This is a genomic window from Saccharothrix hoggarensis (assembly GCF_042678885.1).
GTDB lineage: Bacteria > Actinomycetota > Actinomycetes > Mycobacteriales > Pseudonocardiaceae > Actinosynnema > Actinosynnema hoggarensis.
The window spans coordinates 21,675-35,849 of the sequence record NZ_JBHTLK010000054.1; the positions used below are offsets into that span (position 1 = coordinate 21,675).

The following is a 14,175-nucleotide window of genomic DNA, read 5'->3' on the forward strand; positions in this document are numbered from 1 at the left end:
GCCAAGTCAAGCATGAAGCGAACATCAACCGATCGAGCTAGCTCTCTAGGCGGTCTAGCCAAGTGCGAACTGACACTGCGAACATGTGCGGACTGACAACTTGGGACGAGCTTTGCGGCACTTTGCGTCCCGCTTCACACTGGACGACACCAGACGAGGAGTCATGGCACTCGACCCGGATGACCCCCGACCGCCGTACGTGCAGGTCGCGAACGCACTCCGCGCCGCCATCCTGACCAAGGTCTTCAAGGCGGGCGACAAGCTGCCGTCACGCGCTGAGCTGGCGAAGAAGTACGACGTCGCACCGATGACCGTGCAGAGCGCCCTACGCGAGCTGCGCGACGAAGGCCTGATCGTCTCCCGACAGGGCAGCGGCGTGTTCGTCCGAGAGCGCACCGAGCGTCCGGTCGGCCTGCGCCCGCACATCGAGCAGGCGTTCACGTCCGACCGCGTGACGATCGACTTCGCCGGGTTCTCCGGCGAGACCCTCCACGGCATCCTTCAGGAGCCGCTGGACAAGATCCGCATCGGCCGACTCACCCCCGAGACGATCCACGTCCGCATCCTGGTCCCGGATCCCACTGTCCCGTGGTCCGTGCCGTGCACCGTCGAAGACCGAGCCGACAGCCCAGCCTTCCGCGAACGCGCCGCCGAGATCATGCGCCGCCACACCCTCGCCATCGTGGACAACGTGACCGAGCTGGGTGAACTCGGCCTGGTGAAGGACGCCACCGCAGAGGTCCGCGTCCACCCAGCGGCGCCACTCTTCAAGCTCTACCTGATCAACAACGACGAAGCCTTCTTCGGCTTCTACCCGGTCCGTGAGCACGTCCTGTCGCTGGACGGACAGCCTCAGGCGATCTACGACCTGATGGGCAAGGACGCCATCCTCTTCCACCACAGCACCATCGACGACGACACCAGCACCGGCAGCCAGTACGTCGAGCAGGCCCGCACCTGGTTCGACAGCCTGTGGAACACCATCGCCACGGAGTACAAGCGGTGACGACCGAGCCGGTATCGGTGGACCAGCCAGAGGTTCTACGAGCCATCCTGACGACCACCGATGCCCTGTTCCTCGACTTCGACGGCCCTATCTGCTCGATCTTTGCGAACCTCCCCGCGCACTACGTCGCCAGTCAGCTCCGCAAAGTTCTAACGGACGGCGGACATCAGGGGTTGCCTGCCGAGATCGAGAAGACCGAAGACCCGTTCGACGTATTCAGCTACGCCGCCACCCTCGGCACCGACGAGGCCCGCTACGTCGAAGCCGCACTACGCGCTCACGAGGTCGAGGCCGTCACCACCGCCGAGCCGACACGAGGGGTACACGACCTCATGGACGCTTGGCACGCGACAGGCCGCAAGCTCGCAGTCGTCAGCAACAACTCGCATACAGCCGTCAACGCTTACCTTCACTTGCACGATCTCGTGCACCTGGTGCACACCGTGTCCGCCCGTACAGAACCCGATCCCGCGACCTTGAAACCGAGCCCGCGGCTACTCGACCAGGCCGCCGAGGCCCTTACGGTTCCGCCGCCGAAGTGCACTTTGGTCGGTGACTCACTCACCGACCTACGTGCCGCCAACACCGTCCGAGCCCGTTCGATCGGCTACGCCAACAAGCCCGGCAAAGCCGAACGGTTCGCGACCGAACGTCCCAGCGCCATCACCACCAGCATGGCAACACTCGACCGCATCGTGCGTTCCTGGTAGCTCTGCCGAATCTGGCTCTATGGGATCAAGGCGCGCCGCCTGCGGCGACGCGCGGCCAGTCCTGCCTCACGTTCGCACCGACTCCCCGCATCCCGGCACGCCGGGCTCCCGCTGCGCTCCGCCCGTCGGCCGTGCGCGGAGTCGGTGCACATGGCCGGGAAGGCGGCGCGTCACACAGACCCGAACTGTCACCAAGCCACTTCCAGCCACCTGGGTCGGGACGATCGCGCGGTCACACGGCTGCCAGCGCTGGGCACGGCGATCGACTGCCGCGACGGCTCCGCCGCCTTGCCAACGAGGAGTATCGACCCAAGCTCGTAGGCGTCGACTCGTTTGCTGCAATCCATAGTCGCCCTCGTCTAGACCGTAGCAGCGTCTCTGATCAAATCGTCCACATGACTCGACAGCGCTGCACTCAGCACAGTAGCCAGAGCCTCGACGAATCGCACGTTTTCCGTCAGATCACCCCTCACCAAATGTGCCGACTGTGCGCTGTGGGCAACCTGATTTCGGGACACAATAAGCGCATTTAGTTTATCGGAACAAAATGTTCCGGAAACTGGGGTTCCCCAGACTTTCTCGAAGTCCGGATGAACATGTCTGAATATTTCTTTGCGTCCGACTGTCTTGAACATACGCTTAACACACTCGGAGTCAGGATTACTTTCCGTCGAGGAAAGCGCACGAGGGTTGAAGGCGCCAGCCGATATCACTCGTGTTACGGCAAGAACAGTCGGCAACCGGTCCTTCTTCTCCGTTCCTCGAGTACTGTGGTCGCCCTTCATCGCGAGTTCTAGGGAGGCGAAAATCGCACCCGCATGAAGGTCATCAGAGTAACTCGATAGAGGAATACCGGACTTCACTATGCGGTCAAGTTGCTCTTCGAAACATGACCTAAGGAAAGCTTCGAAGCTCGCAACTGTGAGCACCGTTGCGGCACCTCTGAGTCCAGAAACAGCGGCCAATTCACTTGGCCCAGGAGGATCTGAATAACCCGCTTCTAGTCTAACGATCTCGCGGACTTGGTCCAGCGACGTCGCCAGGTCGGAAAGTGCACTCACGCCCACCTACTTCCCGAGGACTCCAGCGATCATATTCTTTACAGCTTTGATCCTGTCTCGGAAGTAGGTTGGAGTGTTCGTTGCAGAGTCAACAGACTTCCGGAAATCACTATCCGTGAACAATTCTTGCAGACCGGAAATCAGTGCCGCCTGGTTGTCCGCTAGTTGACGTTCGTCAAAATCCATGACTGCGAAGATCTCAGCATCGAAAGCTGCCGCCAATACTTGGCGACGCCAAAAATTTTTCCCCTCGCCCGGTACCCACCGTCGGAATGCGTGCTCACCGAAGGCCGCGACCGCCTTTTTCACCGCAAGCCGAAAGGCTTCCCGGTGCTCCTCCACCTCCGCCTTCAACATTCCGTGATTAAGGGCCATGTACTCATCAAGTCGCCGGCCCATACCGCCAGAAAAGGTGGCCCAATCTTTATGAAAAGTCAGGAACCGCAGAACGAACTCCGCATCGCGCATTTCGCGGTACAGTGACGACTTGGATTTGTCCCTAATACCAAGAGCGCTATGGAACTCGCGCGATTCTGATTCTTCGAGGATCATACTATTCAGCAAACCCGGCCAGGCACTATTCCTGATTTCCTGCGGGTTGAGCTTAATTCCCCCGGTATTCAGTCGCTGGAAGACCTGGTACTTAATATCTGCATCGGATTGACGGAGAATGATTATCGCACGAAGGTTGGCGCGCGTCTCAAGTACGGTCTGAAGCGTACTAGGAAGCCCTTCGAAAGGAAGTCCATTGAACTCTGAGAATACCTCCAATCCTGACAACGAAAACCGGCCGAGAAGGAATTCATTGACAGCAGTGAGGCGTTGCTTACCATCAATTACCGAGTAGTGCCCATACTCATCTTCATTCAGGAAGATTGGTGGAATAGGAACGTTCATTAGAAATGACTCGACGAGCTTCGACTTACGCTGCGTCGTCCAACGATTACGCCTTTGATACTTGGGCGAAAGGTCGATCTGCTTGCTTCGAATCAACTGTGACAAGGTACTGAGATTATAGTCAACCGCGCTCGTCAGAAGATCTCGCTGCTTTTTCTCCCAGAAACCAACCGGGTCGTCCGACGGGTACTGGTCGAGGTCCTCTTCGCTCTCCTCGACATCACGCTCGACTTCCAACTGAAGCTCTTCCTCAGACAAAACTACTCCTGACTCGTCGGGTAAATCCACCGCATGTTACAGCAAGTTCTAGCTCTGACCTAGCCTGGGCAGCCGACTGCGATGCTTTAGCCTTTTTTGGGTCAATAGCAAGTATCAGTCATCTACCACATCGGAAACCTGTTGCGGGTAGATGCGCCACTCGAACGATCAATCATGCTGCACTAGTTGTTGGGCGTGCCGGTCGTTCCAACGTGCGATTAGCGTGCGATTACACCTGGCTAGCCAGGGTCAACAGCGGTCAACTGCGGCTGGGGCGAGAGTTGGTCACGAGCGGTGAGCTGGGGTTGACGCCGCACTTCCAAGCTGGTCATGTGGCCGGTAGTTCGAGCATGATCCGGCCGTCTCCAGGCCGTCAGACGTGAATCAGCGTTGGTCAACGATGGTGAACGTCGAGAAGGAACCGACAGGCCAGGCGTGGTGCGGTAGGGAGAACCGCAGGTAGCCGCGGACCGCTGACAGTCCTACGACGTGTGATCGGCGCGGGGCTGTGAAGCCCCGCCCAGTACCTCCACAGGCCGAAGGCCGGGTGACTGCTCCAGTCACCCGGCCTTCGGCCTTCCACAGCGCTTAAGGGCCGCGGTCGCGGGCGCCGTCGGCGTCAGGTGCGGGTCAGTCTGCGCACGACCGCCAGACCCTCGGGCGTTCCGGGCCAGTGCTCGGCGACCACCTCGGGCCCCGCGGCGCGGATCACCGAGCGCAGCACCCAGCAGGCCACGATGGCGTCGTCCGCGTACCCCAGCACGGGGATGAAGTCGGGAACCAGGTCGAGCGGTAGGGCGAGGTAGGCCAGGAGCAGCCACAGGCGCACGCGGGCGGCTCGGGGGACTCTCGGGTCGCGGGACAGGCGGGCTGCCAGGCGGAGGACGTCGGGCAGCAGCCGGACGGCCAGGCCCAGCGCGGTGCCGCGCGGGCGGACCACGGCCAGGCCCACCAGCAGGACCAGCCACAGGCCGAGGAGCCCGAGGACGACGCCGACGAGGACGTCCACCTACTTGGGGATCGGGATACCGGTGACGGTGACCGCACCGCCGGTGGGCGCGAGCTGGCCGATGATCCCGGCGAACGTGAGCGACAACGTCGTGCTCGACGCGCCGACCTTCTGGTCCAGCTCCACGAACCCGTTGATGCTGGAGTTCTTGGCGATCGTCTCGGGCCACCGGCTGGTCGACAGGGACGCCCGGTAGTCGCGCTTCGCGTCGTCGGCCGCCGAGACGGACGCGACGGGCAGGTCCATCTTCGCGGTGCTGGCGTTTATGGCGGTGACGAACACCTTCAGCCGGCCACCGCGGCTCTCGACCTTGGTGACCTCCACGGTGAGCAGGCCGCGTGCCTGCTTCCACGACCCCGTGACGACCTTGTTCTCCAGCCCGGGTTCGGCGCCGGACTCGCTGGGCGCCGGATCCTCCTCCGTGGAGGACGGGGCGGAGCCCACCACGCCGTCGAGGCCGATGGTGTCGTCGGACGCCGTCGTCCGCGTGGTGGGGGCCGTCGAGGAGGTGTCGCGCAGGGAGACGCTCAACGGGCCGACGCCGACGGTCCCGGCGGTCACGGCCTGGATCACGCCGAGCAGCACGAGCACTCCCAGCACGACCATGCTGATCTTCAGAGCGGCACTGCTCTTCCTGCGGTGGGTCTCGTCGTCCATGACGTCCTTCGTCCGGGCGCACGCGTGCGAACGTGATTATCCCCCATTAGTGTCGACAGTCTCGACATAAGGAACACCAATAGTCAATGCGTACAGGCCCTGTATCGACGGTGCGTAGCCCTCGGGCGACACGCCGTCGACACCAGGGCTGCCCGTCCCCCGATCGAGGTGGGCGGTTAGGGTCGCGCCGTGTCTGATGACGTCGCAACCCCCGCGCAGGTGCTGTCCACCAACATCTTCGACTCCGCCGCCGAGGCCATCGAGGCGATCGCCGCCGCCGACGTGCTCGGTCTCGGTGTCCGGGTGTCGAACCGGCTCGTCCAGGACGAGGAGTCCGACGAGCAGCTCGTCGAGGAGTGGATCGTCGAACTGCTCACCTCCGTCCCGACGGTCGACGACGAGGAGTGAGCAAGCGGAAGCCGAAGGGCCCTCGCGCCGACCTGACGCGAGGGCCCTTCAACCGCAAGACACGCAACACACGCAACACACGCGAGACGCGCGAGGCGCACGCGTAAAGCCGGTAGCGCAGGTCACACGGTCAGCACGATCTTGCCCCGCACGTGCCTGCCTTCGAGCAGCCGGTGCGCGTCGGCGGCCTGAGCGAGCGGGAACGCCTGCTGCACGTGGACCTTCAGCTCCCCCGACCCGGCGTGCTCGGCCAGCCAGTCCAGGTCCGCCCGCACCGGCTTGGCGTACGCGTACTTCCCACCCAGCTCCAGCACATTGGTGTCCACAATGGACACGATGCGCGACGGGTCGCGGACGAGCGCGGGCGAGTCGTTGAGCGCCGCGCCGCCGACGCAGTCGAACGCCACGTCCACCAGCCCGTCACCGCCGACCAGCTCGGCCACGTTGTCCACCAGCGCGTCGCCGTAGGCCACCGGCTCCACGCCGAGCGACCGCAGGAAGTCGTGGTTGCGCGGCGACGCCGTGCCGATGACCCGCGACGCGCCCAGGAGCCGCGCCACCTGCACCGCGAGGTGGCCGACACCGCCCGCGGCGGCGTGCACGAGCACCGTGTCCCCTTCGGACACACCCACCTTCCGCAACGCCTGCACCGAGGTCAGCCCGGTCAGCGCGAGCCCACCCGCCTCCTCGAACGACAACGACGGCGGCTTGTGCGCCAACCCGCGCTCGGTCGCCGCCACCAGCTCCGCGTACGTCCCGTGCTGCACGTGGTCCTTGCGCTGGTACCCGAACACCTCGTCGCCGACCGCGAACCCCTCCACCGCCGGACCGACGGCCCGCACGACTCCGGCGACGTCCCAGCCGGGGATCAGCGGGAAGTGGTGCGGCAGCGCGCTCGCCACGTACCCCATGCGCACCAGGCGGTCCACCGGGTTCACGCCGGCCGCCCGCACTTCGACCAACACCTGGTCGAGGGACATCACCGGGTCCGGCAACTCCCGCAGCACGAGGACGTCGGCGTCTCCGAATTCGTTCTGAGCGATCGCTTTCACGTGCCCCAGTCTTCAGGAACCGTAGAAAATGCGCTCAATCACGGCCCGCGCGCGTCGCGTCGTGCGCCGGTAGGTGTCCAGGAACTCGCCGGGGTCCGCCGGGTGCCCCATCGCCGACGCCACCGCCGCCAGGTCACGCCCGGTCGTGGGCAGCTGGTCACCGGCCTTGCCGCGCACGAGCACCACGGCGTTGCGCGCCTTGGTCGCCATCACCCACGCCTCGCGCAACGCGGACGCGTCGTCCGGCGACACGAGCCCCGCGTCCGTCGCCGCACGCAACCCGCGCACGGTCGACGGCGTGCGCAGCGCGGGCACCTCGGCCGCGTGCTGCAGCTGGAGCAGCTGCACGGTCCACTCGACGTCCGCCAGCCCGCCACGCCCCAGCTTGGTGTGCGTGGACGGGTCCGCGCCGCGCGGCAGCCGCTCGGCCTCGACCCGCGCCTTGATGCGCCGAATCTCCCGCACCGCTCCCGCGTCCAGCCCTTCCGCCGGGTACCGCACGGCGTCGATCATCTCGATGAACCGCGCGCCCAGCTCGGCGTCACCCGCGATGAACCGCGCCCGCAGCAACGCCTGCGCCTCCCACAGCTCGGCCCACTGCGCGTAGTACGCCCGGTACGACTCGAACGTGCGCACCAGCGGCCCCTGCCTGCCCTCGGGCCGCAGGTCGGCGTCCACCTGCAACGGCGGGTCCTGGCTCGGCGCGCTGAGCAGCCGCCGCACCTCCTCCACCACCGACGACGCGTACCGGGCGGCCTCCGCGTCGGTGACGCCCGGCGCGGCCTCGCACACGAACATCACGTCCGCGTCCGACCCGTACCCCAGCTCACGCCCGCCGAGCCGGCCCATGCCGATGACCGCGATCGACGCCAGCCGCTCGCCCGACGACCGCACCACGGCGTCCATCGCGGCCTGCAGCACCGCCACCCACACCTCGGACAGCGACACGCACACCGTCCGCAGCGGCACCAGGCCCAGCAGGTCCGCCGACGCGATCCGCAGCAGCTCCTGGCGGCGCAGCGACCGGGCCGCGGTGACCGCGCGCGACAGGTCGCTGTACCGGGACACGGTGCTGCGCAGCGGGTTGCCGATGGCCATCGGGTCGCCGCCGATCAACGCGGGCGTGTCGGCCAGCAGCCGCAGCACCTCCGGCGCCCGCACGAGCAGGTCCGGCACGAACTTCGACGTGCCCAGCAGCGCGGCGAGCCGGTCGACGACCGTGCCCTCGTCCCGCAGCAACCGCAGGTACCAGGGCGTCTCCGCCAACGCCTCCGACACCCGCCGGTACGCCAGCAGCCCCCGATCGGGGTCGGGCGTGGTCGCGAACAGGTCGAGCAGCACCGGCAGCAACGCCGTCTGGATGCGCGCCCGCCGCGACACGCCCCTGGTCAACGCCTCGATGTGGGTCAACGCCCCGTCCGGCGCGGCATAGCCCAACGCCGCCAGCCGCGCCGCCGCCTGGGACGTCGTCAGCCGCAACGCCTCCGTCGGCACGTTCGCGACGGCCTGCAGCAACGGCCGGTAGAACAGCTTCTCGTGCAGCCGGCGCACCTGGTTCGCGCGCTTGCGGAACTCGGCGAGCAGCACCTGGCCCTCCGACAGCCCGCCCTCGGCCTGCAACCCCGACGCCCGCGCCAGCCACCGCAACGCCGCCACGTCGTCGTCCGCCGGGAACAGGTGCGTGCGCAGCAACCGCTGCAACTGCAACCGGTGCTCCAACGTGCGCAGGAACCGGTAGGCACGGCCGAAGTCGGCGGCGTCCGCACGGCCCACGTACCCACCCCGGCCCAACGCCGCCAACGCCTGCGTCGTCGTCGTGATGCGCAGGTCCTCGTCGCCGCGCCCGTGCACGAGCTGGAGCAGCTGCACGGCGAACTCGACGTCCCGCAGACCGCCGCGCCCCAGCTTCAGCTCCCGATCGGCCAACCCGATCGGCACGTGGTCCTCGACCCGCCGGCGCATCGCCTGCACGTCGGGCACGAAGTTCTCCCGCTCGGCGGCCGTCCACACCAGCGGCCGCACCACCTCCAGGTACCGCTGCCCCAGCTCCTCGTCACCGGCGACCGGCCTGGCCTTGAGCAGCGCCTGGAACTCCCACGTCCGCGCCCACCGCTGGTAGTACGTGGCGTGGCCCTCCAGCGTGCGCACGAGCGCGCCCGCCTTGCCCTCCGGCCGCAGCGCCGCGTCCACCTCGAAGCACGCCTGGCTCGCCACCTGCATCATCGTGCTGGCCAGCCGGGTCGCCACGGCGACGTCGCCCTCGCCGACGAACACCACGTCCACGTCGCTGACGTAGTTCAGCTCCCGCGCACCGCACTTGCCCATCGCGATCACCGCGAGCCGGCACTCGTCGGACCGCGGCACCTGCCGCGCGGCGACGTCCAGCGCGGCCCGCAGCGCGGCCACCGCCAGGTCCGACAACAGGCCCGCCACGTCGTCGTAGCCGACGAACGGCTGGTCCGGCTCCACCACGTGGGCCAGGTCCTCGGCGGCGATCCGGCACAGCAGCGCCCGGTACTCCAGCCGCAACGCCCGCACCGCGTCCGCGCCGGTCAGCCCGTCGACGGCGGCGACCAGGGCGGGCGCGAACACCTCCGCGTCCACCGGGTCGGGGTCGGCCAGGCCACGCCACCGGTCCGGGTTCGCGACCAGGAAGTCCGACAGCGCCGTGGACGACCCGAGCACCGCGAGCAGCCGCCCGCGCAACGCTTCGCCGTCCCGCAACGCCTGGTCGAGCTCGGGCCACCCGTCACCGGCCGCGACCCGCAACCGGTCGACGCCGCGCAACGCGAGGTCGGGGTCAGGGCTGCGGGACAGGGCGACCAGGACCGGTTCGTTGCCCTCGCTCGGCCGGCGCCCTTCCCACCACCCCGCCGCACGCAGGTGCTCACCGCTGCGCGTCTCGGTCAGGCCGAACCGCGCCGGGGACGTGGGGAGACGTGCTGGATCGGTCATCGACGAACACCGTAGTCCGCCGAGGGGCGGATCAGCCGGCCACGATCAAGTAGATGCCGAAGAACACCACGGTCACGCACGCCAGCAGGCACGCCGCCGCGGCCGCCGTCGGCAGCGCCGTCGACCCCTGACGCTCCTGCGCCGCCTCCCGCGCCGACAACGCGCGCAGACCGCCCGAGAACAGCAGGACCAGCCCGATCACCACGCCGAGGCTCACCGCGAACACGGCGCCCAACGCCGCCCAGTCGATCTTCACACCGCCACCTTGTGCGTCTCGGCCTGCGCCGCGATCTCGTCCACCACGTGCTCGGGCCGCACCGGCTCACGCCGCGACAGCAGCCAGATCCCCAGCGACACGCCCATCCCGACCACCGCCACGGCCACCACGCCCGCCGTGCCCAGCGACGCGATCTTGCCCGCCAGCGCGCCCACCAGGCCCGCCGCGGGCAGCGTGAACACCCACGCCGCGAACATCCGGCCGGCCACGCCCCACCGCACGCCGTCGAGCTGGCGGCCGAGCCCGGAACCCATGATGCCGCCGGACGCGACGTGCGTCGTGGACAGCGCGAACCCCAGGTGCGACGACGCCATGATCACGGTCGCCGCACTGGTCTGCGCGGCGAAGCCCTGCGGCGCCTCGATCGTGGTCAGGCCCTTGCCCAGGGTGTGCGTGATGCGCCAACCGCCCAGGTACGTGCCCAGCGCGATCGCGACGGCCGCGCTCAGGATCACCCAGAGGGGTGGTTCCGCGCCCGGCACGAGGGTGCCGGCGGTGATCAGCGTGAGCGTGATGATGCCCATCGTCTTCTGCGCGTCGTTCGTGCCGTGCGCCAGCGACATCAGCGCGGCCGACGCGATCTGCCCGTACTTGAAGCCCTTGTCCGTCACGGACTTCCGGCCCCGCTTCGTCAGCCGGTACGTCAGGTAGGTGGCCAGCATCGCCACGATCCCCGCCACCAGCGGCGCGGCGATCGCCGGGGCCACGACCTTGTCCACGACCTTCGCGAAGTGCACCGCGTCCGCGCCCGCCGCGATCCACGTCGCACCGATGAGCCCGCCGAACAGGGCGTGCGACGAGCTGGACGGCAGCCCGACGTACCACGTCACGAGGTTCCACATGATCGCGCCGATGAGACCGCCGAACACGATGGCGGGCGTGATCCGGGCGTCGTCCACGATGCCACCGGAGATCGTCTTCGCGACCTCGACGGACAGCAGCGCGCCGATCAGGTTCAACACCGCCGAGAACGCGACGGCCGTTCTGGGCCGCAGGGCGCCGGTGGCGATGGAGGTCGCCATCGAGTTCGCGGTGTCGTGGAAGCCGTTGGTGAAGTCGAAGACCAACGCCGTGATGACCACGATGATGACGAGGAGCGAGGCATCCACGCTGATTCCTCCGGCTGAACCGACACAGTCGTAGGTGAACGCTACCTGTCCGACCGGTGAACGCCTGTATCAACGGAGGTTCGTCACACCAGCGGCAAGCTCCGGTGGATCGTCAGCTCCCCCGCGGCGAGGCGCACGAAACGTTCGGCGAACGGCTGCCACACCTCCCGGATGTCCTCGTGCCCCTGGTCGAGCCGGTCCTGGTCGAGCGCCCGCAGGCCCGCCAGCTCCGGGTACCCCGCGGCCCACCGCAGAACCAACTCCGGCGTGGTCTCGATGTGGAACTGCAACCCGTAGGCGCGGTCGCCGACGCGGAACGCCTCGTTCGCGCACTTCGGGGACGAAGCCAGCAGCAGCGCCGACGGCGGCAGGAACCCCACCTCGTCCTCGTGGAACTGCAGCACGTCCGGCGTCCACGGCAGCTCGTCGAACAGCGGGTCGCCGCTCGCCGCGTCCCGCTTCGCCACCAGCCGCACGCCGACGTCCCGCCCGTGCGGGCTGCGCCGCACCTGACCGCCGGTGGCCGCGGCGAGGAGCTGAGCGCCGAGGCAGATCGCGAGCAGCGGCACCCGCTTCGCCACCGCGTGCGACAGGAGCTTGCGGACGTCCACGAGCCACGGGTGCTCGGCGTCGTCCAGCGCGCCCATCGCGCCGCCCAGGCACACCACGCCCTGGTAGCCGTCGAGCGACGTCGGCACCGGCTCCTCGTAGGGCTTGACGACGTCCAGCACCGCCCCGGCGGCGGTCAGCCACTCGCCGAGGCGGGCCGGCGGGTCGTCGTGGTCGGGCTGCAGCACGAGCAAGCGGGTCACCCGACCGAGGGTAGATCAGCAGTCGCAGCTCACGCCGTGCGCCTCCGTCGAGTGGCCTTCGACGGGGTAGCCGGCCGCCTGCCAGGCGGTGATGCCGCCGGCGAGCCGCTTCACCCGGAACCCGAGCCGGGACAGCCTTAGCGCGCCCTTCGTGGCGGCGTTGCACTGCGAGCTCTCGCAGTAGCAGACGTAGACGAGGTCGCGGTCCCAGTCGGCGGTCGTGGTCTCGTCGATCTCCCAGTGGGGCAGATTGACGGCGCCGGGGATGCGGGCCCGGGCGAACGCCTCGGCGCTGCGGGTCTCCACGAGCTGGAAGCCCTCCGTGTCACCGGCCTTCAGGTCGCGGACCACGTCGTCCGGGTCGGCCTCGAAGGCCAGTTCCGCTGCGAAGAACGCGGCGGCGGCAGCGGGGTCGGCGGCGGGGAAGCGGAGCGTGTTCGTCATGGGTGAATCGTGGCTGACCAGCCCGTTCCGGCCCATGAGGAAGTCAAGGCGTTCGGCGTGCCCGGCTTACGATTCCACGGTGGAACTGGACGATCTGGATTGGAAGTTGTTGGAGCTGCTCCAGCGGGACGGGCGGATGACGTTCACCGAGCTGGCCAAGCGCGTCTCGCTGTCCGCGCCCGCGACGACCGAGCGCGTGCGGCGGCTGGAGCAGGCCGGCATCGTCACCGGGTACGTCGCCGTGGTCGACCCGCAGCGGCTCGGCCTGCCGATCGAGGCCATCGTCCGGGTGCGCGTCCGCAGCCTCGACACACCACGGTTCCGGGAACGGGTCGTGACCCTGGCGCAGGTGCGCGACGCCGACCACGTCACCGGCGACGACTGCTGGCTGCTGCGCGTGGTGTGCCGGTCGATGGTCGAGCTGGAGGACTTCGTGGAGCAGGCTCAGCGGTACGGCGACACCACGACGTCCCTGGTGTTCTCCTCCCACGCTCGCAACCGGCCCGTGACGCGCGAGCTGTTCGACGGCATCGAGCCTCGATGAGGACTTCGCCCGGCTAGTCGCCCGCGGGCGTGAACACGAACTCCGCCGAGTCCATGACGGGCCGGAACCCGATCTCCTGGTAGATCGAGTTCGACGTGGGGTTGGCTAGGTCGGTGTAGAGCACGACGTGCTCGGCGCCGCTCTCCCGCGCCCACGTCGCGCACGCCGCGGTGACGGCCGCGCCGTAGCCGTGCCTGCGGTGCTCCGGCGGGGTGTAGACGGGACCGATGCGGGACATGCCGGACGCCGGGGTGCTCGCCGCCGCCCACGCCACGGGCGTCTCGCCGTCGTGCCAGATCAGGTGACCGTGACCGGCCGCCAGGCCGACGCGCATGATGCGCGCGGCTTCCCGCGCGCTGTCCGGGGTGCTGGCCTTACCGGTGACCTCGGCCCCGTAGTCCGTGCGCCAGCGGGACAACAGGTCGAGGTCGTCCACCGTGGCGAGGCGTGCGTGGCCGGCGACGTCCGGGACTTCCAGGTCCTTCAGCTCGTAGAGGCGCAACGCCATGTGCTCGCGGGCACCGCACCCCGTGCGAGCCGCCCACGCCACCACGAACGCCTCGGCCGCGTCGCGCGGGCCGTTGACGCCCGGCAGCTCCACGTCGCCCGCCAGGGCGTCCGCGACGGTTTCCGCCCACCTCGGCGGCACACCGCTCAACGTCAGCGGCCACGGTGGGGTGCGCAGCGCCGCGGCGACCAGGACACCGTCTTCCACCACCGTGACCATCAGCGGAGGCAAGTCGTCCGGGTCGGCGTGGTTGAGCCACCGGTCGACCGCCGCGATCGGGATCGTGTGGACCACCGGGTCCGAGTTGAAGAAGTCCCCGGTGAGCGCCCAGAACTCCGCGAGATCGTCGTGCTTCGTCACGTCGGCCACGAAGCGGACCGTAACGCAAAAAGCCCTCAGGGGCACCCGCATATAACGGATGCCCCTGAGGGTCAACGATATGTTCGGCGGCGTCCTACTCTCCCACAC

Annotated in this window: 15 protein-coding genes; 4 read left to right on the plus strand and 11 right to left on the minus strand. The window is 68.0% G+C overall.

The annotated features are described in order from the left end of the window. Window positions 1-163 precede the first annotated feature (163 nt). Both ACFQ3T_RS13190 and ACFQ3T_RS13195 read left to right on the plus strand, forming a co-directional pair. Window positions 164-1,006, plus strand: coding sequence for a GntR family transcriptional regulator (locus tag ACFQ3T_RS13190; RefSeq protein WP_380723523.1), 843 nt, complete (start codon window positions 164-166; stop codon window positions 1,004-1,006). After that, the gene (locus ACFQ3T_RS13195; RefSeq protein ID WP_380723524.1) at window positions 1,003-1,716 is read left to right on the plus strand and encodes an HAD family hydrolase; all 714 of its coding nucleotides are present in this window, start codon (window positions 1,003-1,005) and stop codon (window positions 1,714-1,716) included. The genes ACFQ3T_RS13190 and ACFQ3T_RS13195 overlap by 4 nt, the downstream gene beginning before the upstream one ends. Before the next feature lie 359 nt (window positions 1,717-2,075). Here ACFQ3T_RS13195 and ACFQ3T_RS13200 read toward each other — a convergent pair whose 3' ends face one another. From ACFQ3T_RS13200 to ACFQ3T_RS13215, 4 genes are all read right to left on the minus strand, one after another. Continuing rightward, window positions 2,076-2,777 carry a HEPN domain-containing protein gene (locus ACFQ3T_RS13200; RefSeq protein WP_380723525.1) on the minus strand — a complete coding sequence of 234 codons (702 nt, stop codon included), beginning with the start codon at window positions 2,775-2,777 and terminating at the stop codon, window positions 2,076-2,078. A gap of 6 nt (window positions 2,778-2,783) precedes the next feature. Continuing rightward, window positions 2,784-3,932: a DUF262 domain-containing protein gene (locus ACFQ3T_RS13205; protein WP_380723526.1), complete on the minus strand. Its 1,149-nt coding sequence runs from the start codon at window positions 3,930-3,932 to the stop codon at window positions 2,784-2,786. A 619-nt stretch (window positions 3,933-4,551) separates the two neighbouring features. Beyond that, entirely contained in the window at window positions 4,552-4,941 is a 390-nt protein-coding gene (locus ACFQ3T_RS13210; protein WP_380723527.1) for a YkvA family protein, read from the minus strand. Beyond that, on the minus strand, window positions 4,942-5,598 hold the full coding sequence (locus ACFQ3T_RS13215; protein ID WP_380723528.1) for a hypothetical protein: 657 nt from the start codon (window positions 5,596-5,598) through the stop codon (window positions 4,942-4,944). A gap of 189 nt (window positions 5,599-5,787) precedes the next feature. Here ACFQ3T_RS13215 and ACFQ3T_RS13220 point away from each other — a divergent pair, with 189 nt between their 5' ends. Then, window positions 5,788-6,006, plus strand: coding sequence for a hypothetical protein (locus ACFQ3T_RS13220; RefSeq protein WP_380723529.1), 219 nt, complete (start codon window positions 5,788-5,790; stop codon window positions 6,004-6,006). Between the two features lie 122 nt (window positions 6,007-6,128). Here the strand turns inward: ACFQ3T_RS13220 and ACFQ3T_RS13225 are convergent, their stop codons facing one another. The 6 genes from ACFQ3T_RS13225 to ACFQ3T_RS13250 form a co-directional block, all read right to left on the minus strand. Next, window positions 6,129-7,058, minus strand: a complete 930-nt coding sequence (locus ACFQ3T_RS13225; protein ID WP_380723530.1) for an NADP-dependent oxidoreductase — start codon at window positions 7,056-7,058, stop codon at window positions 6,129-6,131. 12 nt (window positions 7,059-7,070) lie between these two features. Next, on the minus strand, window positions 7,071-10,013 hold the full coding sequence (locus ACFQ3T_RS13230) for a bifunctional [glutamine synthetase] adenylyltransferase/[glutamine synthetase]-adenylyl-L-tyrosine phosphorylase (protein WP_380723531.1): 2,943 nt from the start codon (window positions 10,011-10,013) through the stop codon (window positions 7,071-7,073). A 31-nt stretch (window positions 10,014-10,044) separates the two neighbouring features. After that, window positions 10,045-10,269, minus strand: a complete 225-nt coding sequence (locus tag ACFQ3T_RS13235; protein WP_380723532.1) for a hypothetical protein — start codon at window positions 10,267-10,269, stop codon at window positions 10,045-10,047. Next, window positions 10,266-11,399 (minus strand): inorganic phosphate transporter, encoded by a 1,134-nt coding sequence (locus tag ACFQ3T_RS13240; RefSeq protein ID WP_380723533.1) that lies wholly within the window; start codon window positions 11,397-11,399, stop codon window positions 10,266-10,268. The genes ACFQ3T_RS13235 and ACFQ3T_RS13240 overlap by 4 nt, the downstream gene beginning before the upstream one ends. Window positions 11,400-11,482: 83 nt before the next feature. Continuing rightward, complete coding sequence (locus tag ACFQ3T_RS13245) at window positions 11,483-12,211, minus strand: type 1 glutamine amidotransferase (RefSeq protein ID WP_380723534.1); 729 nt, start codon at window positions 12,209-12,211, stop codon at window positions 11,483-11,485. A 15-nt stretch (window positions 12,212-12,226) separates the two neighbouring features. Further along, window positions 12,227-12,655 (minus strand): rhodanese-like domain-containing protein, encoded by a 429-nt coding sequence (locus tag ACFQ3T_RS13250; protein ID WP_380723535.1) that lies wholly within the window; start codon window positions 12,653-12,655, stop codon window positions 12,227-12,229. Between the two features lie 79 nt (window positions 12,656-12,734). On the opposite strand from ACFQ3T_RS13250, the gene ACFQ3T_RS13255 reads away from it, so the two are divergent. After that, on the plus strand, window positions 12,735-13,199 hold the full coding sequence (locus ACFQ3T_RS13255; RefSeq protein WP_380723536.1) for an Lrp/AsnC family transcriptional regulator: 465 nt from the start codon (window positions 12,735-12,737) through the stop codon (window positions 13,197-13,199). Between the two features lie 13 nt (window positions 13,200-13,212). On the opposite strand, the gene ACFQ3T_RS13260 is transcribed toward ACFQ3T_RS13255, so the two are convergent. Further along, the gene (locus ACFQ3T_RS13260; protein ID WP_380723537.1) at window positions 13,213-14,076 is read right to left on the minus strand and encodes a GNAT family N-acetyltransferase; all 864 of its coding nucleotides are present in this window, start codon (window positions 14,074-14,076) and stop codon (window positions 13,213-13,215) included. Window positions 14,077-14,175 lie beyond the last annotated feature (99 nt).

What these genes read in the sequence shown, in the direction of transcription:
- ACFQ3T_RS13190 (WP_380723523.1), top strand. Translation starts at nt 164, where the DNA reads ATGGCACTCGACCCGGATGACCCCCGACCGCCGTACGTGCAGGTCGCG.
- ACFQ3T_RS13215 (WP_380723528.1), bottom strand. Translation starts at nt 5,598, where the DNA reads ATGGACGACGAGACCCACCGCAGGAAGAGCAGTGCCGCTCTGAAGATC.
- ACFQ3T_RS13230 (WP_380723531.1), bottom strand. Translation starts at nt 10,013, where the DNA reads ATGACCGATCCAGCACGTCTCCCCACGTCCCCGGCGCGGTTCGGCCTG.
- ACFQ3T_RS13250 (WP_380723535.1), bottom strand. Translation starts at nt 12,655, where the DNA reads ATGACGAACACGCTCCGCTTCCCCGCCGCCGACCCCGCTGCCGCCGCC.